This is a genomic window from Vibrio sp. OPT41 (assembly GCF_015163595.1).
GTDB lineage: Bacteria > Pseudomonadota > Gammaproteobacteria > Enterobacterales > Vibrionaceae > Vibrio > Vibrio alginolyticus.
Genome location: NZ_JADDYH010000015.1, coordinates 194,845 through 219,124 on the forward strand (window position 1 = coordinate 194,845; position 24,280 = coordinate 219,124).

A 24,280-nucleotide genomic window follows, 5' to 3' on the forward strand; every position below is an offset into this window, starting at 1 on the left:
GAGCGCGAAATCTTATAAATCGCACTTCAATCATTATCAAAAATTTATGAACCGTAGGTCACGGAATAGCGGTGCGGTTTGTGGTTCATCGCTAACACGAGATTGAGTGCAAACGCCCCCAAAATTGAAAGGCCAATCACTTCTGGTGTGACAAAGAAGAATGAAGCAAACAGGATACATGCATCGATTGCCATTTGGCTTTTGCCAACTGAAATGCCAAATTTGTCTTGGATAAACAAACACAGCACGTTAAAGCCACCCAAGCTGGAGCGATGTCGGAATAGGATCAGCATACCGAGCCCCATTAAAAGCCCGCCTGCGACGGCGCAATAAACTTCATTTACCGATTCGAGCGAGATTAGCAAATAAAGATGATCGGCAAAGATAGAAACCAACGCGCCAGAAATGGCACTATTAATGGCGAAATGACGGCCGAAGCGTTTCCATGCTAGTAAGTAAAAAGGACTGTTTGCTAAAAAGTACAGCACACCAAAGGTAAAAGGTGTAAATTGGCTAATAAGCAGAGCCAATCCAGTCGTGCCTCCCGTTAGAAGGTTAGCGGATTGGAGAAAGAAAACGCCTTGAGCTACTAAAAAGGTACCCGTGAGAATCGCTATCCAGTCTTCTTTTAATGAGTGTTTTTCCATCAATGTTGCAGTCATTAGTGATAAATAAGGCGTGCATAGTAGTAAAAAGATGATCTTTTCGGTAGCTAGAGGGTAAAATTTACGGTAAACCTATGTAATTGCTGTTTTACAGGGTGTAAAGCACAAATTTGACAGGCAATAGATTGTCGTTATGCGATTGCAATGCTGGCATGATAAACATTGCTTGTCATCATGAAAAAACTGCATGAGAAAAATTGTAAATTTCTCTTTATGACCTAAATCAAATTATGTAGAATGCGCGCCATTAGGGTGACGAAAACGTTTGCGTCGGGTCATTCAACAGTTTTTTTGCAACTTTCAGTACTAATCTGAGTCAGGAGATACAGATGCTTAAGCGTGATATGAACATCGCAGATTACGATGCGGAACTGTTCGCAGCTATCCAGGAAGAAACTCTTCGCCAGGAAGAACACATTGAACTTATCGCTTCTGAAAACTACACAAGCCCACGTGTAATGGAAGCGCAAGGTTCTCAGCTAACGAACAAATACGCTGAAGGCTACCCAGGTAAGCGTTACTACGGCGGTTGTGAGTACGTAGATAAAGCTGAAGCACTAGCAATTGAGCGTGCATGCCAACTATTTGGTTGTGAGTACGCTAACGTACAGCCTCACTCAGGTTCTCAAGCAAACAGCGCAGTTTACATGGCGCTTCTTAACCCTGGCGATACAGTTTTAGGCATGAGCCTAGCACACGGTGGTCACCTAACTCACGGTTCACCAGTAAACTTCTCGGGTAAGCACTACAACGTTATCCCTTACGGTATCGATGAAGCTGGTCAAATCAACTACGACGAGATGGAACAGCTAGCACTTGAACACAAACCTAAGATGATCATCGGTGGTTTCTCTGCTTACTCGCAAATCGTTGATTGGAAACGCATGCGTGAAATCGCTGACAAAGCAGGTGCTTACTTATTTGTTGATATGGCGCACGTAGCTGGTCTTATCGCTGCCGGTGAATACCCAACACCAGTACCGCATGCTCACGTGGTAACAACAACGACGCACAAAACACTAGCAGGTCCTCGCGGTGGTCTTATCTTGTCAAATGCTGGCGAAGATATGTACAAGAAATTGAACTCAGCAGTGTTCCCTGGTGGTCAAGGTGGCCCTCTAATGCACGTTATCGCTGGTAAAGCAGTAGCGTTCAAAGAAGCGATGGAGCCAGAGTTCAAAGCTTATCAAGCTCGCGTAGTGAAAAACGCAAAAGCAATGGTTGGTCAGTTCCAAGAGCGTGGCTACAAAATCGTATCTAACGGTACAGAAAACCACTTGTTCCTTGTTGACCTAATCGACAAAGATATCACTGGTAAAGACGCAGACGCGGCACTAGGTGCAGCAAACATCACTGTAAACAAGAACTCAGTACCAAATGACCCACGCAGCCCATTCGTAACGTCTGGTATCCGTGTAGGTACGCCAGCGATCACTCGCCGTGGCTTCACTGAAGAAGATGCAAAAGAGCTAGCAAACTGGATGTGTGACGTTCTAGATAACATCGGCAACGAAGAAGTTATCGAAGCGACTAAACAGAAAGTGCTAGAAATTTGTAAGCGTCTACCAGTTTACGCCTAACATTTTTTGAAAATAACTCAGGCGAACTCGTTCTATTTCTGCGATTCGGTTTGATTATTTGATTGATGAAAGGTCCTCATTTGAGGGCCTTTTTGTTTGTCTGGCGTTTGGAATGAGATATAGCGAGAGAGTGTGATAAGGGGATGGCTACCAACACTGTCCCTTTTCAATATATCCAAACCACGTCATTCCGACGAGCCTAGGCGAGATCAGGAATCTTGTTGAGGCACACTCTTTTACTCAGAGTTTCCCTAAAAATCATCAGTATTCTGAAAACTGATTCTGAATCACGCTCGTTCCTCGCTGTTCAGAATGACAGTGGTAGAATGGCTTTTTATCATCATTTTCCAGATACAAAAAAGGTTGGCACTGAGCCAACCTTTCTTTTCAAAACAAGCTTTTCAAAACAAGCGAGAGCTTATTTAATCTCGATACCTTGAGCTTGCATATCGGCATGGTAAGAAGAGCGCACAAATGGACCACACGCTGCATGCGTGAAGCCAAGTTCTAGTGCAACTTCTTTTAGCTCGTCAAACTCTGATGGTGGAACGTAACGTTCTACTGGCAAGTGGTGACGGCTTGGCGCTAGGTACTGGCCTAGAGTCAGCATCGTTACGCCGTGTGCGCGTAGATCTTTCAGTACTTCGATGATTTCTTCTTTGGTTTCACCAAGGCCCATCATCAAACCAGACTTGGTCGGTACATCGGGATGCTGCTCTTTGAACTTCTTAAGAAGCTCAAGTGACCATTTATAGTTCGCACCTGGGCGAGCTTTACGGTAAAGACGTGGCGCTGTTTCTAAGTTGTGGTTGAAGACATCTGGCGGATTGTCTTTCATTAGATCAAGCGCTACATCCATGCGACCACGGAAGTCAGGAACCAGTGTTTCAATCTTAATATGCGGGTTTAACGCACGGATCTCGCGGTTACAATCGGCAAAGTGTTGTGCACCGCCGTCACGCAGATCGTCACGGTCAACAGAAGTGATTACTACGTATTTCAGCTTCATATCGGCAATGGTTTTCGCCAGTTTTTGAGGCTCTTCTGCTTCCGGTGGTAATGGGCGGCCATGAGCAACGTCACAGAAAGGACAACGACGAGTACAAATAGCACCTAAGATCATGAAGGTTGCTGTACCGTGGTTAAAACATTCCGCTAGGTTCGGGCAAGATGCTTCTTCACATACGGAGTGAAGTTTATTCTTACGCATCGCCGCTTTGATGTCTTGAATTCGTTGGCTGTCGGCTGGTAGCTTGATCTTCATCCAATCAGGCTTACGTAGCACTTCTTTCTGCTCTGTAGGCATGTTCTTTACGGGAATCAATGCCATTTTATCGGCGTCACGATATTTAACGCCTTTTTCCATCTGGATTGGTTTGCTCATGCTTTATTACCTTGAGAAGGTGCTTCTGTGCTGAATTCTACTTGCTCATAATCGAGCAAAGTAACGAGTTCTTCTATTAATTGTTTTTCTACGGCTTCTACATTGTCTGGGCCGCCAAATTGGCTGACCTGAACCATTTCCATACCTTCATAACCACAAGGGTTAATACGCAGAAACGGTGTTAAATCCATATTTACGTTCAAGGCTAAACCATGAAACGAGCATCCTTTACGAATGCGTAAACCGAGAGAGCATATTTTCTTACCGGCAACGTAGACACCTGGTGCGTCAGGTCGCGCGGCTGAGTCAATATTGTATGCTTTTAGCGTGTTGATCACGAGGTTCTCGATTGTGGTAACGAGATCTCGTACACCTAATTTTTTGCGGCGTAGGTTGATCAAGAAGTAGGCGACCAACTGACCAGGGCCATGATACGTAACCTGACCTCCGCGATCACTTTGTACAACAGGAATATCGCCAGTGTTAATCAAGTGCTCAGCTTTACCTGCCTGTCCTTGCGTAAATACTGGGTTATGTTCTACCAACCAGACTTCATCACGGGTTTCTTCTGTGCGTTGGTCGGTGAACTCATGCATCGCCTTCCATACAGGCTCATAGTCTTGGCGGCCAAGTCGTTTTACAACAAGTTGGTGTTGCATGGGAATTCCTGTTGCTAATATATAAAGTTTTTGGATTATAAACCGGATAACCCTGATGCTCTACCGCTGCGTAACAGATTTTTAACTGAAAGTGATGTAAAGCCTCGTTATCTATTTGATAAATAAAAAGAAAGCAGCCAAGGCTGCTTTCAAAAAAAATTTAATCTATCAAAAAATTATAGAACCATGCGTACGATGTCAATTTCACCTAACTCTTTGTACAGTGTCTCGACCTGCTCGATAGAGGTTGCAGTAATGTTGATTGACACAGAGTGGTAGTTGCCCTTAGCACTTGGTTTAACGGTCGGGCTGTAGTCACCTGGAGCATGGCGCTGAATAACTTCAAGAACAAGCTCTGGAAGTTCAGGCTTTGCATGACCCATTACCTTGTAAGTAAATGAACAAGGGAACTCAAGCAGGTCTTTTAATTTTGCATCAGAGTTGATGGTTAGCATATCGATAACTCCAGTAGATATTCGTTGCGGTGCGAAATAGTACAGTCAAATTAGGGGGAACTCAAGACGAGGAGCTCAAACTTAAAAAGCCGCCCATTCAGGCGGCTTTGCGAATAAGTTTGCTACTCTAACGTTCTTTTTAGAAGAAGCTCTTGAATAACAATACGATGTAATCCCACATGCGGCTAAATAGACTACCTTGCTCTACGGTTTCTAGTGCCATTAGTGGGTACTCGGCAATATCTTCACCATCGATCTGATAGTATAGCTTACCAACTACATCACCTTTATTAATTGGGGCTTCTAGCTCTTTTTCAAGGACGAAGCTTGCTTTTAGGTTTTTCGCTTCACCACGCGGTAGTGTTACGTAAGTATCTTGGTCAAGACCCAGTGCTACGGTGTCTTTGTTACCCATCCACACTTTTTCTTCTACGAACGTTTCACCTGCTTTGTGCGGTGCCACTGTTTCGAAGAAACGGAAGCCGTAGCTTAGCAGCTTTTTGCTTTCTGACTTACGAGCATTGGCATCTTTAGTACCCATAACGACCGCAACCAAGCGCATTTGACCTTCAGTTGCTGAACTTACTAGGCTGTAACCCGCATTACTTGTGTGACCCGTTTTGATGCCGTCAACGTTCATGCTCTTATCCCAAAGTAGACCGTTACGGTTGTATTGGGTGATGCCGTTGTAAGTAAATTTCTTCTCTGAGTACACTCGGTACTCATTTGGTACGTCACGGATAAGTGCTTTACCTAGCAGTGCCATGTCGTATGGTGTTGAGTACAATTCTGCGTTATCTAAGCCATGAACGTTGGCAAAGTGCGAGTTAGTCATACCCAATGTGTTGGCCCAAGCGTTCATTAGGTCAACAAATGCATCTTCTGAACCTGCAATATGTTCTGCCATCGCAACACAGGCATCGTTACCTGACTGGACGATGATACCTCGGTTCAGGTCACGTACTTTAACTGTTGTGCCTACTTCAATGAACATCTTTGATGAATCAGGGAAGTTTTTCGCCCACGCATTTTTACTGATGGTGACATCATCATCTTCTGAGATATTACCACGCGCTAGCTCTTGGCCGATTACATAGCTGGTCATCATCTTAGTCAGACTAGCTGGAGACAATTTTGTGTTCATCTCTTTCTCTGCCAGTACTTTACCTGAATGGTAATCCATCAGCACGTAGCCCTTCGCCGCGATTTGAGGGGCATCTGGAACAACGATAGGTGATGCAAGAGCAGATTGAGCGAAAGTTGCAGAAAGGGCAACCGAAGAAACGAGAATAGATTTCACAAACTTATTTTTATTCATGGTAATTCAAATTTTTGGGTTAACTGCAGACATCTTATCAGAATCCCTAGTTATGTAAGAGGGGGATCAAAGAGAAATTCATGACACGAGGTCATTTGGCAGTGTTGTGTTTTTTAATAAATGCAGACGAATAGCCGAGCAACTTTACTTTATCTAGTGTGGCTTGCGTCAGGGAATAGTCAGTAAATGGCCCTAACAACAAGCGATAAGACTCTTTCGCACTCTCTAGGAAAGTTTCTGTATCCAATTTTTGACCAAGCTCGGTACCTAAAGTTCGCGCGCGCTCTTCATTTTTTGATGATGCCACTTGAATAACGTACCTAGGGTGCGCTTCTAATGACTTTTTGTCCGTGGGCTGATTGATACTGATCACTTCAATTTCCACGTTCGCGGTGCCTGTTTTTATGACATCTAACTTGTGCGCGGCGGCATAGCTTAAATCAATGATACGGCCATCGTGAAAAGGACCTCGGTCATTAACTCGTACTATGGTGGTTTTGCCGTTGTCAGTATTGGTAACTTTTACGTAACTTGGTAACGGTAGCGTTTTATGCGCTGCCGTCATTGAGTACATGTCATAGATTTCGCCATTAGAAGTCAAATGACCTTGGAATTTTTTCCCATACCAAGATGCGCGGCCTTTTTCTTTAAAGCCTTTCGCATTGCGAACTATTTTGTAGTCTTTGCCACGCAAGTGGTAATCTTTGTTCCCACCTAGGCTGTACGGTTCATATTTAGGATGCGCATCCTCGATGTGTTCGACTGAAAGCGGTGTATCCGGTGCAACATCGGATTCGAGTTCGTAACGGCCTTCTTGTTCTTTTTGGCTAGTTGATGAACAGCCTGCCAAAATAAGAGCAGAGAAAACCAAGGAATATAAAGCGCGTTTTTGCATGTCTAGGTCGCCTTAGAGAATGCTTTTCGGTGCGTATGAATCGACATTAGAATACCAAAACCAGCCATCAAGGTTACCATTGATGTGCCGCCATAACTGATGAGTGGCAACGGTACACCTACTACAGGTAGGATGCCACTTACCATGCCAATATTTACAAAAATATACACGAAGAAGCTGAGTACAATACTGCCTGCCATCATTCGTCCAAATGCGGTTTGCGCTTGGCTGGCGAGATATAAACCTCGTCCAATAATAAATAGATAGATGGCTAAAAGGCAAAGGAAGCCAATCATACCCCATTCTTCAGCAATTACTGCAAAGATAAAGTCAGTGTGTCGTTCAGGAAGAAATTCTAGTTGTGACTGCGTACCTTGCAACCAACCTTTGCCGGAAATACCGCCGGAGCCAATCGCAATTTTACTCTGAATAATGTGGTAGCCCGCTCCTAGCGGATCAGACTCCGGGTTAAATAGAGTACGAACTCTCACTTTTTGATACTCTCGCATCAAGAAAAACCACAGAATTGGAATGAAACCACCTAATGCAATCGCAGCACCAGCAATTATTTTCCAGCTAATGCCTGCGAGGAAGATAACAAAAATACCGGAAGCCGCGATCAGGATTGAGGTACCTAAGTCAGGCTGTTTTGCAATGAGAATGGTTGGTAAGCAGACCATAATCAGTGCAACAATGAGTGTTCTTAGCGTTGGTGGGAGGGGCTGTCTACCAACATAGCGAGCCACCATTAATGGCACCGCGAGCTTCAATAGCTCTGACGGTTGAAAGCGCACAAAACCGAGGTTAAGCCAACGCTGCGCGCCTTTCGATGCTTCACCGAAAAACAGCACGCCGAAAAGCAGTATAACGCCACCAACGAACATCAAAGGTGCCAAGCTTTCGTAAGTTCGTGGAGAAAGCTGTGCAAGGACGAGCATCACAACGAGTGAAAGCACCATTCGCATGGCTTGGCGATCCATCATCAGTAAACTTTGGCCACTGGCGCTGTACATGATCACCAGGCCAAACCCCATCAGGGCCAGTATGCCAAGTAGGAGTGGTAAGTCGATATGGAAGCGTTCAAACAGGGCGCGATTTTTACCTGTAGAGGGATCCATCTTCATTACTGTTTTACCTCTTTCTTCGCATTGTTTTCAGGCTCAATTTCTTCTGGACCAAGAACGACTCGGTCAAAAATTTTCCTTACTACTGGGGCACCGTTACTAGAACCACCACCGGCATTTTCTAGTACTACAGTGACGACCACTTTAGGATCATCAAATGGTGCAAAGCCAGTAAATAACGCATGGTCACGTAAGTGCTCGGCGATCTCATCGGCGTTGTACTCTTCGTTTTCACCCAGACCGAAGACCTGTGCAGTACCTGATTTACCCGCTGTTTCATAATTCATTTTGTAGAATGAGCGACGAGCTGTTCCGCGCGTGCCATGGTTTACCCGACGCATGCCTTCTTTCGCCATATCCCAGTACTTTTTAGGCACATTCTTGATTGGTGGGTAAGTCACGTATTCTGTCGTTTGCTGCTCTTCGAAGTCGTTACCATTTTCTATCGTCGCTTTGAGCAAGTGAGGTGCGATCACTTCTCCCTCGTTTACTAATACGGAGGTTGCTTTGGCGATTTGCATTGGTGTTGCTGTCCAATATCCTTGGCCGATACCTACAGGGATCGTATCACCTTTATACCACGGGGTTTTATGGCGAGACATTTTCCAGTCACGAGTCGGCATGTTCGCCTTACTTTCTTCGTAGATATCAATGCCAGTGTAATCACCAAAACCGAACATCATCATCCAATTCGAAATACGGTCAATGCCCATGTCATAAGCGATTTGATAGTAGAAGGTATCAACAGACTCTTCGATCGACTTAATGATATCGACGCGTCCGTGTCCCCAACGCAACCAGTCCCGGAACGGACGTGTGTTAGAGTTTGGTATGCGCCAATAACCAGGATCATTTCGTGTGGTGTTAGGTGTGACGACACCTTCTTGCAGCGCGGCTACCGCCATAAATGGTTTGATGGTAGAGGCCGGAGGGTAAATGCCAAGTGTAGTGCGGTTGACCAAAGGACGGTTTTTATCGTTCAAAAGGGCGCGATAATCTTTACCTGAGATTCCGTGCACGAACGAGTTAGGATCGTAGCTAGGGCTTGAAACCATAGCCAGTACGCCGTTGTCTCTAGGATCGATTACTACAGCACTGCCTCGGCGGCCGTCCAACAATTGGTGTACGTACAACTGCAAGTTGATATCAAGGTTTAAAACGATGTCTTTTCCGGGTACAGGTGGAACGTACTTTAAGGTACGAATTACTCGGCCGCGGCTGTTTACCTCGACTTCTTGATATCCGGCTGTACCGTGTAAGAGGTCTTCGTAGTATTTTTCAATACCCAGCTTACCAATGTCGCGAGTGGCTTGATAGTTTGCGTCTTTTTCTTCTCGGATCAGGCGTTGCATGTCGCGATCATTAATTCGAGAAACATACCCAATCACGTGGGTTAAGACTTCGCTGAAAGGGTAGTAGCGCTTTAAGGTCGCACTTATTTCCACACCTGGAAAGCGGTACTGATTGACGGAGAATACCGCTACTTGTTTTTCGTTCAGTTGGGTAAGCAGTGGGACCGATTTAAATCGACGAGTCCGTTTACGCTCGTGGTGGAAACGTTCAATCTGGTCTGGTGTAATTTCCAGAATAGTTTGTAATTCTTGGATGGTTGCATCAATGTCTTTAATTTTTTCTGGGGTCAGTTCTAAGTTAAAGACGGGACGGTTCTCTGCCAGTAAAACGCCATTTCGGTCATAAATTAGACCTCGGTTAGGCGCGATAGGCACCACTTTGATGCGGTTATCGTTCGAGCGGGTTTGATAGTCTTGAAACTGGTTCACCTGAATGTTGTACATGTTGGCAACCAGAGCTCCCATCAAGACAACAATGCCGATAAAAGCAACAATAGCGCGGCTGGCAAACAGACGCGCTTCGGCTTGATAATCTCGGATTTGACTGCGGCGTTTACGAATCATTAACGCTTGGCTCTAAAGTTAAACAACGATTATTCGCGATGATAAGGGTGGTTAGCGGTGATGCTCCACGCTCGGTACAAGCTTTCTGCCATTACGATACGCACTAGAGGGTGGGGTAGCGTTAAGGCAGACAATGACCAGCTTTGGTCTGCTGCAGCTTTGCATGCAGGAGCGAGTCCTTCAGGACCGCCGATTAATATTGATACATCACGGCCATCTAATTTCCAAGCTTCTAACTGCTCAGCGAGTTGAGGAGTGTCCCATTTTTTACCTGGGATATCTAACGTGACGATACGGTTGCCTTTTGGTACCGCAGCGAGCATCGCTTCCCCTTCTTTTTGCAGGATGCGAGCGATATCGGCATTCTTACCACGCTTGCCAGCAGAGATTTCAATCAACTCCAACGGCATATCATGCGGGAAACGGCGACGATATTCTTGAAAGCCTTCCTCAACCCATTTTGGCATTTTTGTGCCAACAGCAATTAGTTGAATTTTCAAAAGATTAACCCCAGAGTTTTTCTAGCTGGTAGAGTTCGCGGTGCTCTTCTTGCATCACGTGAAGCATGGCGTCGCCCATATCAAGGACTACCCATTCACCTTCGTTTTCACCTTCCATTCCTAGTGGCTCAAGACCGGCTTTTTTCACCTCTGTTGCAACATGGTCAGCGATGGATGAAACGTGGCGTTTGGATGTACCAGTACAGATGATCATGTAATCTGTCACGCTTGATTTATCTTCCACATTTAGGACGATAATGTCTTCCGCTTTCATGTCGTCGGCTTTATCAGCTAAAAAGTCTTTCAGTTCTTCGCGAAGCACTCGGTTTTCCTCGGTTTGTCTCTTATCTCTACAGTGTTTTACATTCTTGCTTGCAAAACAGGTCGCGCACTATATCACGCTTTGATTTTTAAATTGCCAGCTTAATATCAGGAGAGCAGGTTTCTAAGCTCAACTGATGAATAGTTGGCCATACAGACTCGTCATACTGAGTTTTGGCTTTTATCTCGGCTTGAGCCAACAAGGAGAGCAATGCACAAATACGACTCGCTGATAAGCGGGCCAGTGCTGCGTTATAGAGTGGACGCTTGTTTTGCCAAACTCGATATTTCTCAAATACCTGGTTCATTCCCATTTGAGTTAAGTCTTGATGCATATTTAAAAGTTGGCTCAACTCTTTTTGTACACTTCGAATCAAGATCACGGTCTCAACCCCTTCCGCCTCAAGTTGGCGAAGAATACGTTGTGCACGGTTTGCTTTACCTGCCAGTAAGGCGTCGATCCAGTTAAAGGTAGTGAAGTGGTTATGGCGACTTAGGGCTTCCTCTAAACGTATGATGGTCAGCTCACCATCCGGGTAGAGTAGGGCCAATTTCTCTAAGCTTTGTGTCAATGCAAATAGGTTACCTTCATGCCATTGAGCCAACATTTGCAGTGATTGTTGATCGGGTTTTAGGCCCAACGTGCGGCAACGTGCCTGAATGAACATAGGTAAGCGTTGTAGCTCTGGCGACAAACAGCTTACCCAGTCGCCTTTTGAGCTTAATGCTTTGAACCATTTCGCATTTTCTTGGGCTTTGGTCAGTTTGCTACCAACAATGACGAGCATGATGTCATCATGCAGCATATCACACAGTGTTTGCAGCTCTTTGCTGACGGCGGTTGTCACGCCACTCTCTGGAATTTCAAGCTCGATCAATTGACGGTTTGAGAACAGGCTCATCGCTTGGAAGCAATCGTAAACTTGATTCCAGTCGATGCTTGCGTCTACCGCAAAACGGTGTTTTTCCTCAAAACCTTGTTGAAACGCTGCCTTTTGGATTGCTTGGCGGCTCTCTTGAATCAGTAACGGCTCATTACCAAAGATTAGGTAAACCTGTTTAACGTGTTTAGTTAAATGATCCGTTAATTTATCGGCATAAATTCGCATAGTGATTAAGAGTTTGTGTTCGCTGGCTCAGAGATTTGTCCTGCTTCATATTCGGCACGAATACGGCCCAACTGGCGCATCATCTGTTTTGCAGCTTGCAAGCGCATCTCATCTTCAATTACGTCACGTTCAACAGATTTTGCAAGTGCCGTCAACGGGTTGTCTAGGTAGTTGCGGTTTACTGTTGTCGTAAAGTTTTTAGAGCCATAGCCAGGAATCGTCACACGGTATTTTACTACGTATGTCAGCTCTTTTTCTGCTGCACGGCTATTTTGATACAGAGACAGTGTACGCTCATCGATAGTCGCTTCCGTCAAATGAAGGTTGGGTACCGTCGATGATGGTTGAACAAGTTCAACTTTGTTCAGTTCGAGTTGAGAGCGAACATAGCGAGTTAATTCACTGTATTCATCGTAGCTGGAGAAAGACATAGTGTGCAGCTCTTCCGGTACGGAATACTCGCCGCGAAGGTGAAAACCACAGGCAGAAAGAAGCCCCGCTAATACCAATACCACTGGTAGTTTAATCAAAGAGAAAAAGCGCATTGATTGTATTCATCCTAAATTGAAGGGGTTATTTACCTTAAACCACTCATGTGAATGGTTTGAGGTAAATAAACAGGGTAGAAAACTACCCTGTTTAATGACTCTTGGTTAACAAATAAGTTCGCTAAACAGAGACAAATTGACAGCTGCGATTAGTTTGCAACAATGTTCAGCAGTTTACCTGGAACGTAAATAACTTTACGAATAGTCAGGCCATCAGTGAACTTAACCACGTTTTCGTCGTTTAGACCAAGCTGTTCGATATCGTCTTTAGAGATATCCGCTGGGACTGTTAGCTTCGCACGTAGCTTACCGTTAACTTGAACAACGATAGTTTTTTCGTCTTCAACTAGCGCTTTTTCGTCAAACGTCGGCCATGCCGCGTTATCAATGTCTGTTTCACCTAGTGCTGCCCATAGCTCGTATGAGATATGCGGAGTGATAGGGTAAAGCATGACAACAATAGCTTTCAGTGCTTCGTCAAGGATTGCACGATCTTGCGCAGATTCTTGAGGCGCTTTCGCTAGTTTGTTCATCAGCTCCATGATCGCTGCGATCGCGGTGTTGAATGTTTGACGACGAGCGATATCGTCCGTCACTTTCGCGATAGTTTTGTGAACGTCGCGGCGAAGTGCTTTTTGATCACCAGAAAGCGCTGAGGTATCTACTGCTTCTGCTGCGCCTTTCGCTGTGTGCTCTTTCACTAGTTTCCAAACACGTTTTAGGAAGCGGTTCGCACCTTCTACGCCAGACTCTTGCCATTCAAGTGTCATGTCCGCTGGAGACGCGAACATCATGAATAGACGTACTGTGTCAGCGCCGTACTTATCTACCATTTCTTGAGGGTCGATACCGTTGTTCTTAGACTTAGACATCTTGATCATGCCTGAGTGCGTTACATCGCGACCTTCAGTGTCTTTAGCAGAAGTAATGCGGCCTTTACCATCACGTTCAACGGCTACGTCTGTTGGAGCTACCCACTCTTTGCCGCCTTTCTCGTTCTCGAAGTAGAACGCATCAGCCAGTACCATGCCTTGACACAGTAGTTGCTTGAACGGTTCGTCAGAAGTTACGTAACCCGCATCGCGCAGTAGTTTGTGGAAGAAGCGTGAGTACAGTAGGTGCATACAAGCATGCTCGATACCACCGATGTACTGGTCTACTGGTAGCCAATAGTTTGCTTTTTCTGGGTCTAGGATGTCGTCCGCTTGTGGTGAACAGTAACGCGCGTAGTACCAAGAAGATTCCATGAACGTATCGAACGTATCTGTCTCACGTAGAGCAGGTTCGCCGTTAAAGGTTGTCTTCGCCCACTCTTTGTCTGCTTTGATTGGGCTCGTTACGCCGTCCATTACTACGTCTTCTGGAAGAATCACTGGTAGTTGGTCAGCAGGTACTGGGTGAACTTCACCGTCTTCAGTGGTTACCATTGGGATTGGCGCACCCCAATAACGTTGACGAGATACACCCCAGTCGCGTAGACGGAAGTTTACAGTCTTAGTGCCTTTGCCCTCTGCTTCTAGCTTCGCTGCGATTGCGTCGAATGCCGCTTGGAATTCTAGGCCATCGAATTCACCTGAATCGAACAGTACACCTTTCTCAGTGTATGCTGCTTCAGAGATGTCTAGCTCGCTGCCATCAGCAGGCTTGATAACTGGCACGATGTCTAGACCGTACTTCGTTGCGAACTCGTAGTCACGTTGGTCGTGCGCAGGTACAGCCATTACCGCGCCTGTACCGTAGTCCATCAGAACGAAGTTTGCTACGTATACTGGTACTTCGCGGCCGTTCAATGGATGAATAGCAGTAAGGCCAGTTGCCATACCTTTCTTCTCCATTGTCGCTAGCTCAGCTTCTGCAACCTTGTTGTTCTTACATTCGTCGATAAACGCTGCAAGCTCTGGATTGTTCTCTGCTGCAAGAGCTGCAAGAGGGTGGCCGGCTGCGATACCCACGTAAGTCACACCCATTAGCGTATCTGGACGTGTTGTGTAAACTTCTAGGTCTTGTTGACCCTTAACTTCAAACTTCAGTTCAACACCTTCAGAACGACCAATCCAGTTGCGCTGCATGGTTTTCACCATTTCAGGCCAACCTTCAAGCTTGTCTAAGTCGTCTAGTAGCTCTTGAGCGTACTCAGTGATTTTGATGAACCATTGAGGGATTTCTTTTTGCTCTACAGGCGTATCACAACGCCAGCAACAACCATCTTCAACCTGCTCGTTTGCAAGAACAGTTTGGTCGTTAGGACACCAGTTAACAGAAGAAGTCTTTTTGTAAACTAAACCTTTCTCGTAAAGTTTAGTGAAGAACTCTTGTTCCCAGCGGTAGTACTCCGGTGTACATGTTGCGAATTCACGGTTCCAATCGTAACCAAAGCCTAGAAGCTTAAGTTGGTTCTTCATGTATTCGATGTTTTCGTAAGTCCAAGGTGCTGGCGCAGTTTTGTTTTTTACTGCTGCGTTTTCTGCAGGTAGACCGAATGCGTCCCAACCGATTGGTTGCATCACGTTTTTGCCTTGTAGGCGTTGGAAACGAGATACTACATCACCGATAGTGTAGTTGCGCACGTGACCCATGTGCAGTCGACCACTTGGGTATGGGAACATGGACAGACAGTAGAATTTTTCTTTATTTGGGTCTTCACTTACAACAAAGGTTTTGTTGTCATCCCAGTGCTTTTGAACTTTTTGTTCAATATCTTGTGGGTTGTATTGTTCTTGCATCGATGGTATCCGTTATCTTGGAATTTGTGAGTTCGGTTAGAACAGACTTAAATAGATCGTCATAGAATACCTAAAGCTAGGGATCACAACAATAGCCAATCTGTACCCATGCGCCCTTAAGTGACGCAGGTAGGAGAAAGATGGAGGTCAGTTATGCCTAAACGTAAAACAGGTTATGAGGAAATGCTCGAGGATGTGATTGAAACCTTGAAGCACAGTCCGGAAGAAGTTAACAAAGCGATTGAGACGTCGGGCAAAGTGGTGGATGCTGCTAATGACTTGACCAAAGATGAATTGGCTTTAATCAAAGCGTACCTTAAAGCAGACTTAAAAGAGTTTTCAGAGAGTTACGAGGATAGCAAAAGCGGTCCGTTTTACTTAACGATTGCGGATTCGATATGGCAAGGGCTGTTAGAGATTACAGACCGAACTAAAGTTGAGTGGGTTGAGTTGTTCGATGACTTAGAGCATCAAGGGCTATATGAAGCAGGAGAGGTGATAGGCTTAGGCACTTTAGTTTGTGATGAGTGTGGTCACAAGACAACGTATAACCACCCAACAGTAATCATTCCGTGTATTAAGTGTGGTCACAAAGGCTTTACTCGTCAGTCATTAAAGCCATAAATGGCGAGTAACGACTGTATAATGCAATGAATAAAAAAGAGGCTTAGTCGCCTCTTTTTTGTCTTTTCTACTTTCAAGCTGTTATCAGCTCTGTTTTCTTCTTAAACCGAAAGCCAGCGCTAAACTTAACCCTACCCAAATATACAATGGCCAAGTACCAACGATTCGATATGGCGTTTTCCCATCGGTTGGGGTGAGCTCTGCGCGCAGTACTGCAGTTTCAAACTGCGGAACTTGCTCAACGATTTTACCCTTGTGATCGGTTACCGCTGTTAATCCATTGTTAGTCGAGCGGATGAGCGGTTTGCCCAACTCTAAGGCACGCATACGGGCGATCTCCATATGCTGAAGAGGGCCGATAGAGTGACCAAACCATGCATCGTTTGAAAGCGTTAGAATGAAGTCTGTTTCGTCAGTCACATTTTGACGCACTTGCTCATTAAATATGATCTCATAGCAAAGCGCTGGTGCCATGTGCATGCCATTCGCAACGATGTTTGGCTGCACAAAAGCCCCACGGCTAAACGATGACATCGGTAGGTTAAAGAATGGCGCTAATGGGCGCAAAATATCTTCAAATGGTACAAACTCACCAAACGGTAGTAGGTGATGCTTATGGTAACGTTCGCTTAAATCGAAGCTGTAGTCACCGTATGGTGTGATGCCGAGGGACAGAATACTGTTGTAGAACTGTCGATCTTCAGCTTGATTGACGACACCGGTGATGATTGCGCTGTTATTCATTTTTGCAGCGCTGTCGATATTGCTCAAAAATGAAGGCACTTCAATTTCAAAAGCGGGAATTGCTGCTTCTGGCCAAACGATAATGTCAGCGTCCCAGTTTTCACGAGTTAAGTCAGCGTATTTCATGATGGTTGGCCAGCGTTGACTTGGTAGCCACTTTAGGTTCTGGTCTACGTTACCTTGAATCAGCGCGAGCTTAGTCGTGTCTTCTGGTCGGGGTGTTACCCAATCGTAGTTGCGAATCCCAAAGCCAGTACTGAGTAGTACCGCAGGGATAATCACCATCAGCCACTGCTTATGAATCCATGCATAGGCTAACGCCCCTGCGCTGATAAGGATAAATAGAGTAAGCAGTTCTACGCCGCCAATTGGTGCAAAGCTTGCGAGTGGAGCATCTATCTGGCTATAGCCTAGCCATAACCAAGGGAAGCCGGTCATCACCCAACCACGCAACCAATCACTGATCAGCCATAAAGCAGGTGCAGCGAGAAGTGCTTTTGTGAGCGTAAATTGAGGAAACAGTTTGTTGTTGAGCCAAGCAAATAAGCCTGAATAAACAGCCAAGTAGGCAACAAGTAAGCCCATTAAAAATAAATTGGCAATGAGCGGCATACCGCCAAAACCGGAGATACTGACGTAAACCCAGCTAACGCCAGTTGCAAATTGACCTAACCCCCAAGCATAACCAATCCATAGTGCGCGTTTCGGAGTTTGGTTAGCAAGAAGAATCAGTAGAATTGCAGGGCTAAGAATGGCAATAGGCCACAGCTGGTAAGGAGCGAAAGCGAGTGTAGTAGATGCGCCAACAAAAGCGGCCACTAAGGGCCGCTTAAGGCGATGAAAGAGTTCATTCATCATTGTAATTTTCTGAGATTCCCAATGGGTATCGCGTTACTCTTGAGTGGCTTCAACCAGGGTTTCTTCGTCTGGGATCGTCACTTGGAGTTGAATGACACGACGGTTATCGGCAGCGGTGACTTTGAAGTTGTAGCCTTCAATTTCAACCAGTTCACCACGAGAAGGTAAGTGACCAAAGGCAGTCATGACCATACCACCAACGGTATCAACTTCCTCATCGCTGAAGTTGGTTCCGAATGTCTCATTAAACTCTTCGATGGTTGTCAGCGCTCTGACAGCAAACGTATGCTTGCTCAGCTTACGAATGTCCGTCTCTTCACTTTCATCGAATTCATCTTCAATATCCCCGACGATTTCCTCAAGGATATCTTCAATGGTCACAAGACCAGAAACACCACCGAATTCATCGACAACAATGGCCATATGATAACGTTCTTCACGGAATTCTTTCAGCAGTCGATCAACGCGTTTACTTTCCGGTACTACAACCGCTGGTCGAATGACTTCTTCGATATCAAATGGATTGCTGCCTGAGCCTAAGTATTTAAGTAAGTCCTTCGCTAGAAGTATGCCTTCCACATGGTCTTTATCTTCGCTGATCACAGGGTAGCGAGAGTGTTGAGCATCGGTAATCAAAGCAACCAAGGTATCAAGGTCGTGAGTACGCTCAACTGTAACCATTTGCGAACGCGGGATCATAATGTCACGCACACGCATTTCGGAGATTTCCATAACACCTTCAAGCATATCGCGAGTGTCATGGTCAATCAGGTCGTTAACTTCAGAGTCGCGGATAACATCCACAAGCTCTTGGCGATCTTTTGGTTCGCCCTGAAATAGTTGACCTAGACGTTCAAAGAAGGACTTTCTACTCGGACCTTCTGCCTTTTCTTTCTTATCTTCGTTAGAAGAGGGAGAATTATCTTCGTTCATTGTTTCTCAATTAAGTAACGCTATCAGAAGTGTGATAGCACACATAGAGAGGCGAACACGAGAGTCATTTAGGTGGTTCGCCTTTCCCTGTCGAGTGGCCAATAGCTACTCTTTTTCAGCAATGTAAGGATCTTCATAACCCATACCTTGCATGATTTCGGTTTCGAGGGACTCCATCTCTTCGGCTTCGTCATCCTCTATATGATCATAACCTAGCAGATGCAAGCTGCCATGTACAACCATATGCGCCCAATGTGCTAGCAGAGGCTTGCTCTGTTCAACCGCCTCTTTTTCAACAACTTGGCGGCAAATAATCAAATCACCAAGTAAATCTATTTCCATACCAGGAGGTGCTTCAAATGGAAACGACAACACATTAGTTGGTTTATCTTTGCCGCGATACTCATGGTTGAGCGTATGACTTTCTTGTTCATCAACAATACGAATGGTGACTTCGGCTTGTGGCTGGAAGAGAGGTATTGTCTTATCTAGCCACAATTGGAAATCTTGCTGCGAAGGCAGACCTTCTTCATTTTCGACTGCCAGTTGCAGATCAAGTTCAATCGCCATGGTTATTCCTTAGTTGAAGCAACTTGTGCATTCAGTTCGGCTTTTGCTGCTTCTAGTAACTTCGCATCGCGTTCTTCACGACGGCGTTTCTCGAACTCTTTACGCTCTTTCTGGTCTTGTGCTTCCCACTTCTCGTACGCGTTAACGATACGAGCAACCACAGGGTGACGTACAACGTCGTCGGCCAAGAAGAAGTTAAAGCTGATGTCGTCAACTTCGCTTAGTACTTCAATAGCATGACGAAGACCCGATTTCGCACCACGAGGTAAGTCAATCTGCGTGACATCACCAGTGATAACCGCGCGAGAGTTAAAACCAATACGCGTTAGGAACATCTTCATCTGCTCAACAGTGGTGTTCTGACTCTCATCAAGAATGATGAAGGCGTCGTTTAGAGTACGACCACGCATGTAAGCAAGAGGGGCGACCTCAATCACGTTACGTTCAATCAGCTTCTCTACGCGCTCAAAGCCCAGCATTTCAAATAGGGCGTCGTATAGCGGACGTAGGTATGGGTCGACTTTCTGGCTTAAATCACCAGGTAGGAAGCCCAATTTCTCACCAGCTTCAACCGCTGGACGAGTAAGTAGAATACGGCGGATCTCTTGGCGCTCTAGTGCGTCAACAGCTGCTGCTACAGCAAGGTAGGTTTTACCTGTACCAGCCGGGCCAATACCAAAAGAAATATCATGCGTGACCATGTTAACCAAGTACTGCGCTTGGTTTGGCGTACGTGGTTTGATCACACCTTTCTTGGTTTTGACGAAGACTTCTTTACCATGCTCGATATTAGACTCAGTATTCTGCTCAAGAACACCAGACTCTTTGATCGCTAGATGGATTTGCTCAGGCTCAATATCTGGGATCTCACCTCGTAAAGGTGCGGTATCAACATATAGAGTTTTCAGGATATCCAGCGCAGCTGATGCGGTATGAGGTTTACCGACAATCGTAAAGTGGTCACTACGGTGGTTAATTTCAACGCCTAGACGACGTTCTAAATGCTTGATGTTGTCATCGAATGGACCGCACAGGCTAGCTAGTCGGCGGTTGTCTGAAGGTTCTAGGTTAATTTCTAGAGTTACGATTTTATTGCTCAATGTTGCCTCTCATTTTTTGCCACTTAGTGAGAGCCTGATAACGACCAGGCTCTCTATGGCTATTTATACGAGCTTACGGCGTAAAAGTAGCTACACCCAGCTCATCTTCGCGACGTGTTTTCGCCATCATCTGCGTTGGGGAAATCACACTACGAAGATCCATGTCTTTTTCAGTACGTACTAGCTCACCACGCAGTGAGTTTGCAAATACGTCTACGATCTTCACATCAACGAACTGACCAATTAGGTCTGCACTACCTTCAAAGTTTACTACACGGTTGTTTTCTGTACGAGCGCGTAGTTCCATTAGGTTTTTCTTCGAAGGACCTTCAACTAGAACACGTTGTTCTGTGCCAAGCATTAAGCGAGAGTAACGCATCGCTTGAGCATTGATAGTTTGCTGTAGTTCGTAAAGGCGCTCTTTCTTCACTTGTTCTGACACATCACAAGGGTAATCCGCTGCTGGCGTACCTGGACGTGGAGAGAAAATAAAGCTGAAGCTCATGTCAAAGTCTACATCTTTGATTAGCTTCATGGTGTCTTGGAAGTCTTTGTCTGTCTCACCAGGGAAACCAACAATAAAGTCTGAACTGATTTGAATATCAGGACGAGCTTTACGCAGTTTACGGATGATCGATTTGTATTCGATAGCGGTGTGAGGGCGTTTCATCATCGTTAGGATACGGTCACTACCACTTTGCACAGGTAAGTGCAGGAAGCTCACAAGTTCTGGCGTATCTTCGTATACTGCGATGATGTCGTCTGTGAATTCTAACGGGTGGCTCGTCGTGAAACGAATACGGTCGATACCATCGATAGACGCAACCAAACGAAGCAGTTCTGCAAATGAACAGATCTCACCATCGTGCATAGGACCACGGTACGCGTTTACGTTTTGACCCAGAAGGTTTACTTCACGTACGCCTTGTTCAGCAAGTTGGGCGATTTCGAATAGTACGTCATCCATTGGACGGCTTACTTCTTCACCACGAGTGTACGGTACGACACAGTAAGTACAGTACTTAGAGCAGCCTTCCATAATAGAAACGAATGCTGTCGCACCTTCAGCGCGAGGTTCAGGTAGGCGGTCGAATTTTTCGATCTCTGGGAACGAAATGTCCATAACTGGTGCATCATCGGACTGAGATTGTTTGATCATCTCAGGTAGGCGGTGCAAAGTTTGTGGGCCAAAAATAACGTCAACGTATGGTGCACGTTCACGAATATGGTCACCTTCTTGCGTTGCTACACAACCACCTACACCGATAACTACGCCAGGTTTCTTATCTTTTAGTGTTTTCCAGCGGCCTAGCTGGTGGAAAACTTTCTCTTGCGCTTTTTCACGGATCGAACAGGTGTTAAGTAGAAGTACGTCTGCTTCCTCTGGCTCTTCCGTCAGCTCGTAGCCGTTTGCAGCATTAAGCAGGTCGGCCATTTTTGATGAATCGTATTCGTTCATCTGGCAGCCCCAGGTTTTAATTAGCAGTTTCTTACTCATCTCACTTTCGCTCGTTCAGTTGTACTTAAATCGGAGAGCTATTGCTCAAATTATAGCCGCCATCACGGCGGTAAGCGGCGTATTGTACTGCTTTAAAAAGCACCTGACTAGTGATCTAGCTAATTCTCTGCAAAGCCTGATGAAATCTAGTTTTTCGCCCTATGCTGAACAAGGTTTTTTGTTAAACAATTTTGTAAAAGTAGCCATGGAAAGTACAATAAAAAACGCCAATTAATCAGCACGATGAAGAGTGAAAAATGAACAAGTATGACATCGCCGTGATCGGTGGCGGTATGGTTGGGGCAGCCGTCGCTGTTGGATTTGCCAAGCAGGGCAGAAGCGTTGTCTTGGTCGAAGGTACAAAACCTAAAGTTTTTGATGCCTCTCAGGCGATGGATATTCGTGTATCTGCAATCTCGCACCAGTCGGTGGAGTTACTTGATTCACTCGGAGCATGGTCAGAGATCAAGAGCATGCGAGTTTGTCCTTATCGGCGCTTAGAAACTTGGGAGCACCCAGAGTGCCGTACTCGTTTTCACTCTGATGAATTGTCATTGGATCAGCTAGGTTACATCGTTGAAAACCGCCTAATCCAATTAGGTCTTTGGCAAGTCTTCTCTCAGTATGAAAATCTAACCGTGATGTGTCCTGAGCGATTAAAAGCCATTGAGTTTGCAGATGTAAATCTTGTGACACTAGAAAGTGGGGCGCAGTTTGAAGCTAACTGGGTGATTGGTGCTGATGGTGCAAACTCTAAAGTTCGTCAATTGGCTGGAATTGGTGTAACTGCGTGGGATTACCGACAACACTGCATGTTGATTAATGTGAAAACAGAATTGCCTCAGCAAGATATTACTTGGCAACAATTTACACCTTCAGGCCCACGTTCATTTTTACCTCTGTGCTCTTTGAGTAACGACGATGGTCAAGTCGTAGGCCAAGGTTCTTTGGTTTGGTATGACTCGCCTAAACGTATTAAACAACTGTGTGCGATGAGTAAACCTCAACTAAGAGAAGAAATTTTACGTCATTTCCCTGCTGAATTAGGCGATATTGAAGTTTTACAGTTTGGCTCATTCCCACTCACTCGTCGTCATGCGCAAAGCTACTCAAGCAAAAATTGCGTGTTAGTGGGTGACTCTGCCCATACGATCAACCCGCTTGCAGGGCAAGGGGTAAACTTAGGCTTCAAAGATGTAGACGTTCTCCTTTCGGTAACAGAACAACAAGAAAAGCTGGAAGATACCTTACTCGCGAAATACGAACGCGCACGTCGACCTGACAACTTACTCATGCAGACGGGCATGGACTTTTTCTATAAAGGTTTTAGCAACGATCTAGGGCCATTGAAGTTCGTACGTAATGCTGCATTGAAGCTTGCTGAAAACTCAGGGCCAATTAAGGCTCAAGTACTGAAATACGCGTTAGGTATGTAGTAAGCTACTCAAATCACAGATAGAAAAAAAGCGAGCCATGAGCTCGCTTTTTTAATTCGGCAAATCTAATGATTTCCCGAGTCCAGAACCAAAAAAAAGAAAAAACCCAGCAAAGTCATGCTGGGTTTTCCGATAATGGTGCGGAAGGAGAGACTTGAACTCTCACACCTTGCGGCGCCAGAACCTAAATCTGGTGCGTCTACCAATTCCGCCACTTCCGCAACTTAATCTGTAGATATCAAGATAATTGGTAAAATCTCAATATCGTTGTATATGGCAGGGCTACCTGGATTCGAACCAGGGAATGGCGGCATCAAAAGCCGCTGCCTTACCGCTTGGCGATAGCCCTACAGCGTAAATAGTCAAAGACTACTTAACCTCTCTTATCGAGAGAAAGAATGGTGCGGAAGGAGAGACTTGAACTCTCACACCTTACGGCGCCAGAACCTAAATCTGGTGCGTCTACCAATTCCGCCACTTCCGCGTATTCTGATAGTGTAGATTAATTTAAGATGGTGCGGAAGGAGAGACTTGAACTCTCACACCTTGCGGCGCCAGAACCTAAATCTGGTGCGTCTACCAATTCCGCCACTTCCGCATCTTAAATCTACGTGACTGATAGCTAATGCTAGCAATCTAATCAATGGTGGCTACGACGGGATTCGAACCTGTGACCCCATCATTATGAGTGATGTGCTCTAACCAGCTGAGCTACGTAGCCATTTTAAATTTTTGACCAAGAATGGTGCGGAAGGAGAGACTTGAACTCTCACACCTTGCGGCGCCAGAACCTAAATCTGGTGCGTCTACCAATTCCGCCACTTCCGCAACTTGATCTGTAGACATCAAGATAATTGGTAAAATCTCAATATCATTGTATGTGGCAGGGCTACCTGGATTCGAACCAGGGAATGGCGGCATCAAAAGCCGCTGCCTTACCGCTTGGCGATAGCCCTACATTGCTCTAATAAAAGAGGCTTAAATAATGGTGCGGAAGGAGAGACTTGAACTCTCACACCTTGCGGCGCCAGAACCTAAATCTGGTGCGTCTACCAATTCCGCCACTTCCGCAACTTATTCTGTAGTTATCAAGGTAATTGGTAAAAACCTAAATAACGTTGTTTATGGTGGCTACGACGGGATTCGAACCTGTGACCCCATCATTATGAGTGATGTGCTCTAACCAGCTGAGCTACGTAGCCATTTTAAAACTTTGATCAAGAATGGTGCGGAAGGAGAGACTTGAACTCTCACACCTTGCGGCGCCAGAACCTAAATCTGGTGCGTCTACCAATTCCGCCACTTCCGCAACTTGATCTG

At 45.5% G+C, this 24,280-nt stretch carries 21 protein-coding genes and 10 tRNA genes; 3 read left to right on the forward strand and 28 right to left on the reverse strand.

All coding sequences use genetic code 11. From position 1 onward, the window contains the following. Positions 1-44: 44 nt before the first annotated feature. Complete coding sequence (locus IQP38_RS08625; RefSeq protein WP_017635671.1) at positions 45-647, reverse strand: YitT family protein; 603 nt, start codon at positions 645-647, stop codon at positions 45-47. Between the two features lie 347 nt (positions 648-994). On the opposite strand from IQP38_RS08625, the gene glyA reads away from it, so the two are divergent. Continuing rightward, positions 995-2,245: a serine hydroxymethyltransferase gene (gene glyA, locus IQP38_RS08630; protein ID WP_005381985.1), complete on the forward strand. Its 1,251-nt coding sequence runs from the start codon at positions 995-997 to the stop codon at positions 2,243-2,245. Between the two features lie 418 nt (positions 2,246-2,663). Here the strand turns inward: glyA and lipA are convergent, their stop codons facing one another. The 12 genes from lipA to leuS all read right to left on the reverse strand — a co-directional run bounded on the left by lipA (position 2,664) and on the right by leuS (position 15,197). Continuing rightward, positions 2,664-3,629 carry a lipoyl synthase gene (lipA, locus tag IQP38_RS08635; RefSeq protein WP_005391329.1) on the reverse strand — a complete coding sequence of 322 codons (966 nt, stop codon included), beginning with the start codon at positions 3,627-3,629 and terminating at the stop codon, positions 2,664-2,666. Beyond that, positions 3,626-4,288: a lipoyl(octanoyl) transferase LipB gene (lipB, locus tag IQP38_RS08640; protein ID WP_005384137.1), complete on the reverse strand. Its 663-nt coding sequence runs from the start codon at positions 4,286-4,288 to the stop codon at positions 3,626-3,628. The genes lipA and lipB overlap by 4 nt, the downstream gene beginning before the upstream one ends. Positions 4,289-4,464: 176 nt before the next feature. Continuing rightward, a complete protein-coding gene (gene ybeD, locus IQP38_RS08645) occupies positions 4,465-4,743 on the reverse strand; it encodes a DUF493 family protein YbeD (RefSeq protein WP_005384135.1) in 279 nt (92 codons plus the stop codon). A gap of 139 nt (positions 4,744-4,882) precedes the next feature. Then, entirely contained in the window at positions 4,883-6,061 is a 1,179-nt protein-coding gene (locus IQP38_RS08650; RefSeq protein WP_005384132.1) for a serine hydrolase, read from the reverse strand. 91 nt (positions 6,062-6,152) lie between these two features. Next, positions 6,153-6,956 carry a septal ring lytic transglycosylase RlpA family protein gene (locus IQP38_RS08655; RefSeq protein WP_017635670.1) on the reverse strand — a complete coding sequence of 268 codons (804 nt, stop codon included), beginning with the start codon at positions 6,954-6,956 and terminating at the stop codon, positions 6,153-6,155. Positions 6,957-6,958: 2 nt separating this feature from the next. Then, positions 6,959-8,080: a rod shape-determining protein RodA gene (rodA, locus tag IQP38_RS08660; RefSeq protein WP_005384128.1), complete on the reverse strand. Its 1,122-nt coding sequence runs from the start codon at positions 8,078-8,080 to the stop codon at positions 6,959-6,961. Further along, positions 8,080-9,996 (reverse strand): penicillin-binding protein 2, encoded by a 1,917-nt coding sequence (mrdA, locus tag IQP38_RS08665; protein ID WP_005384126.1) that lies wholly within the window; start codon positions 9,994-9,996, stop codon positions 8,080-8,082. The genes rodA and mrdA overlap by 1 nt, the downstream gene beginning before the upstream one ends. 29 nt (positions 9,997-10,025) lie before the next feature. Then, a complete protein-coding gene (rlmH, locus tag IQP38_RS08670; protein ID WP_017821762.1) occupies positions 10,026-10,496 on the reverse strand; it encodes a 23S rRNA (pseudouridine(1915)-N(3))-methyltransferase RlmH in 471 nt (156 codons plus the stop codon). 4 nt (positions 10,497-10,500) lie between these two features. Beyond that, positions 10,501-10,818, reverse strand: coding sequence for a ribosome silencing factor (gene rsfS, locus IQP38_RS08675; protein WP_005373015.1), 318 nt, complete (start codon positions 10,816-10,818; stop codon positions 10,501-10,503). Positions 10,819-10,906: 88 nt separating this feature from the next. After that, positions 10,907-11,926, reverse strand: coding sequence for a DNA polymerase III subunit delta (holA, locus tag IQP38_RS08680; protein WP_193837502.1), 1,020 nt, complete (start codon positions 11,924-11,926; stop codon positions 10,907-10,909). 5 nt (positions 11,927-11,931) lie between these two features. Then, positions 11,932-12,471, reverse strand: a complete 540-nt coding sequence (gene lptE / locus IQP38_RS08685; protein ID WP_005373019.1) for an LPS assembly lipoprotein LptE — start codon at positions 12,469-12,471, stop codon at positions 11,932-11,934. Positions 12,472-12,623: 152 nt separating this feature from the next. Further along, positions 12,624-15,197, reverse strand: a complete 2,574-nt coding sequence (gene leuS / locus IQP38_RS08690; RefSeq protein ID WP_005384121.1) for a leucine--tRNA ligase — start codon at positions 15,195-15,197, stop codon at positions 12,624-12,626. A 153-nt stretch (positions 15,198-15,350) separates the two neighbouring features. Here leuS and IQP38_RS08695 point away from each other — a divergent pair, with 153 nt between their 5' ends. Next, positions 15,351-15,821 (forward strand): zinc ribbon-containing protein, encoded by a 471-nt coding sequence (locus IQP38_RS08695; RefSeq protein ID WP_005373024.1) that lies wholly within the window; start codon positions 15,351-15,353, stop codon positions 15,819-15,821. 84 nt (positions 15,822-15,905) lie between these two features. Here the strand turns inward: IQP38_RS08695 and lnt are convergent, their stop codons facing one another. The 5 genes from lnt to miaB all read right to left on the reverse strand — a co-directional run bounded on the left by lnt (position 15,906) and on the right by miaB (position 21,524). After that, entirely contained in the window at positions 15,906-17,423 is a 1,518-nt protein-coding gene (gene lnt / locus IQP38_RS08700; protein ID WP_005384119.1) for an apolipoprotein N-acyltransferase, read from the reverse strand. Positions 17,424-17,456: 33 nt separating this feature from the next. Then, on the reverse strand, positions 17,457-18,356 hold the full coding sequence (gene corC / locus IQP38_RS08705) for a CNNM family magnesium/cobalt transport protein CorC (RefSeq protein WP_005384118.1): 900 nt from the start codon (positions 18,354-18,356) through the stop codon (positions 17,457-17,459). Between the two features lie 105 nt (positions 18,357-18,461). Next, entirely contained in the window at positions 18,462-18,926 is a 465-nt protein-coding gene (ybeY, locus tag IQP38_RS08710; protein ID WP_005373030.1) for an rRNA maturation RNase YbeY, read from the reverse strand. Positions 18,927-18,928: 2 nt separating this feature from the next. Continuing rightward, a complete protein-coding gene (locus IQP38_RS08715) occupies positions 18,929-20,026 on the reverse strand; it encodes a PhoH family protein (RefSeq protein ID WP_053303002.1) in 1,098 nt (365 codons plus the stop codon). A 73-nt stretch (positions 20,027-20,099) separates the two neighbouring features. Continuing rightward, positions 20,100-21,524 (reverse strand): tRNA (N6-isopentenyl adenosine(37)-C2)-methylthiotransferase MiaB, encoded by a 1,425-nt coding sequence (miaB, locus tag IQP38_RS08720; protein WP_005373038.1) that lies wholly within the window; start codon positions 21,522-21,524, stop codon positions 20,100-20,102. Positions 21,525-21,781: 257 nt separating this feature from the next. Here miaB and IQP38_RS08725 point away from each other — a divergent pair, with 257 nt between their 5' ends. Beyond that, entirely contained in the window at positions 21,782-22,960 is a 1,179-nt protein-coding gene (locus IQP38_RS08725; protein WP_017635664.1) for a 2-octaprenyl-3-methyl-6-methoxy-1,4-benzoquinol hydroxylase, read from the forward strand. 136 nt (positions 22,961-23,096) lie between these two features. On the opposite strand, the gene IQP38_RS08730 is transcribed toward IQP38_RS08725, so the two are convergent. From IQP38_RS08730 to IQP38_RS08775, 10 genes are all read right to left on the reverse strand, one after another. Beyond that, positions 23,097-23,181 (reverse strand) — tRNA-Leu (locus IQP38_RS08730). Positions 23,182-23,234: 53 nt separating this feature from the next. Next, positions 23,235-23,309: transfer RNA gene (locus tag IQP38_RS08735), tRNA-Gln, on the reverse strand. A gap of 50 nt (positions 23,310-23,359) precedes the next feature. Beyond that, positions 23,360-23,444: transfer RNA gene (locus IQP38_RS08740), tRNA-Leu, on the reverse strand. Positions 23,445-23,473: 29 nt separating this feature from the next. Further along, a tRNA-Leu gene (locus IQP38_RS08745) sits at positions 23,474-23,558 on the reverse strand. 46 nt (positions 23,559-23,604) lie between these two features. Further along, positions 23,605-23,681, reverse strand: a tRNA-Met gene (locus IQP38_RS08750). 22 nt (positions 23,682-23,703) lie between these two features. Then, positions 23,704-23,788: transfer RNA gene (locus tag IQP38_RS08755), tRNA-Leu, on the reverse strand. Between the two features lie 53 nt (positions 23,789-23,841). Further along, positions 23,842-23,916 (reverse strand) — tRNA-Gln (locus IQP38_RS08760). A gap of 30 nt (positions 23,917-23,946) precedes the next feature. After that, positions 23,947-24,031, reverse strand: a tRNA-Leu gene (locus IQP38_RS08765). Positions 24,032-24,085: 54 nt separating this feature from the next. Beyond that, positions 24,086-24,162, reverse strand: a tRNA-Met gene (locus tag IQP38_RS08770). Between the two features lie 22 nt (positions 24,163-24,184). Continuing rightward, a tRNA-Leu gene (locus tag IQP38_RS08775) sits at positions 24,185-24,269 on the reverse strand. Positions 24,270-24,280: the final 11 nt, after the last annotated feature.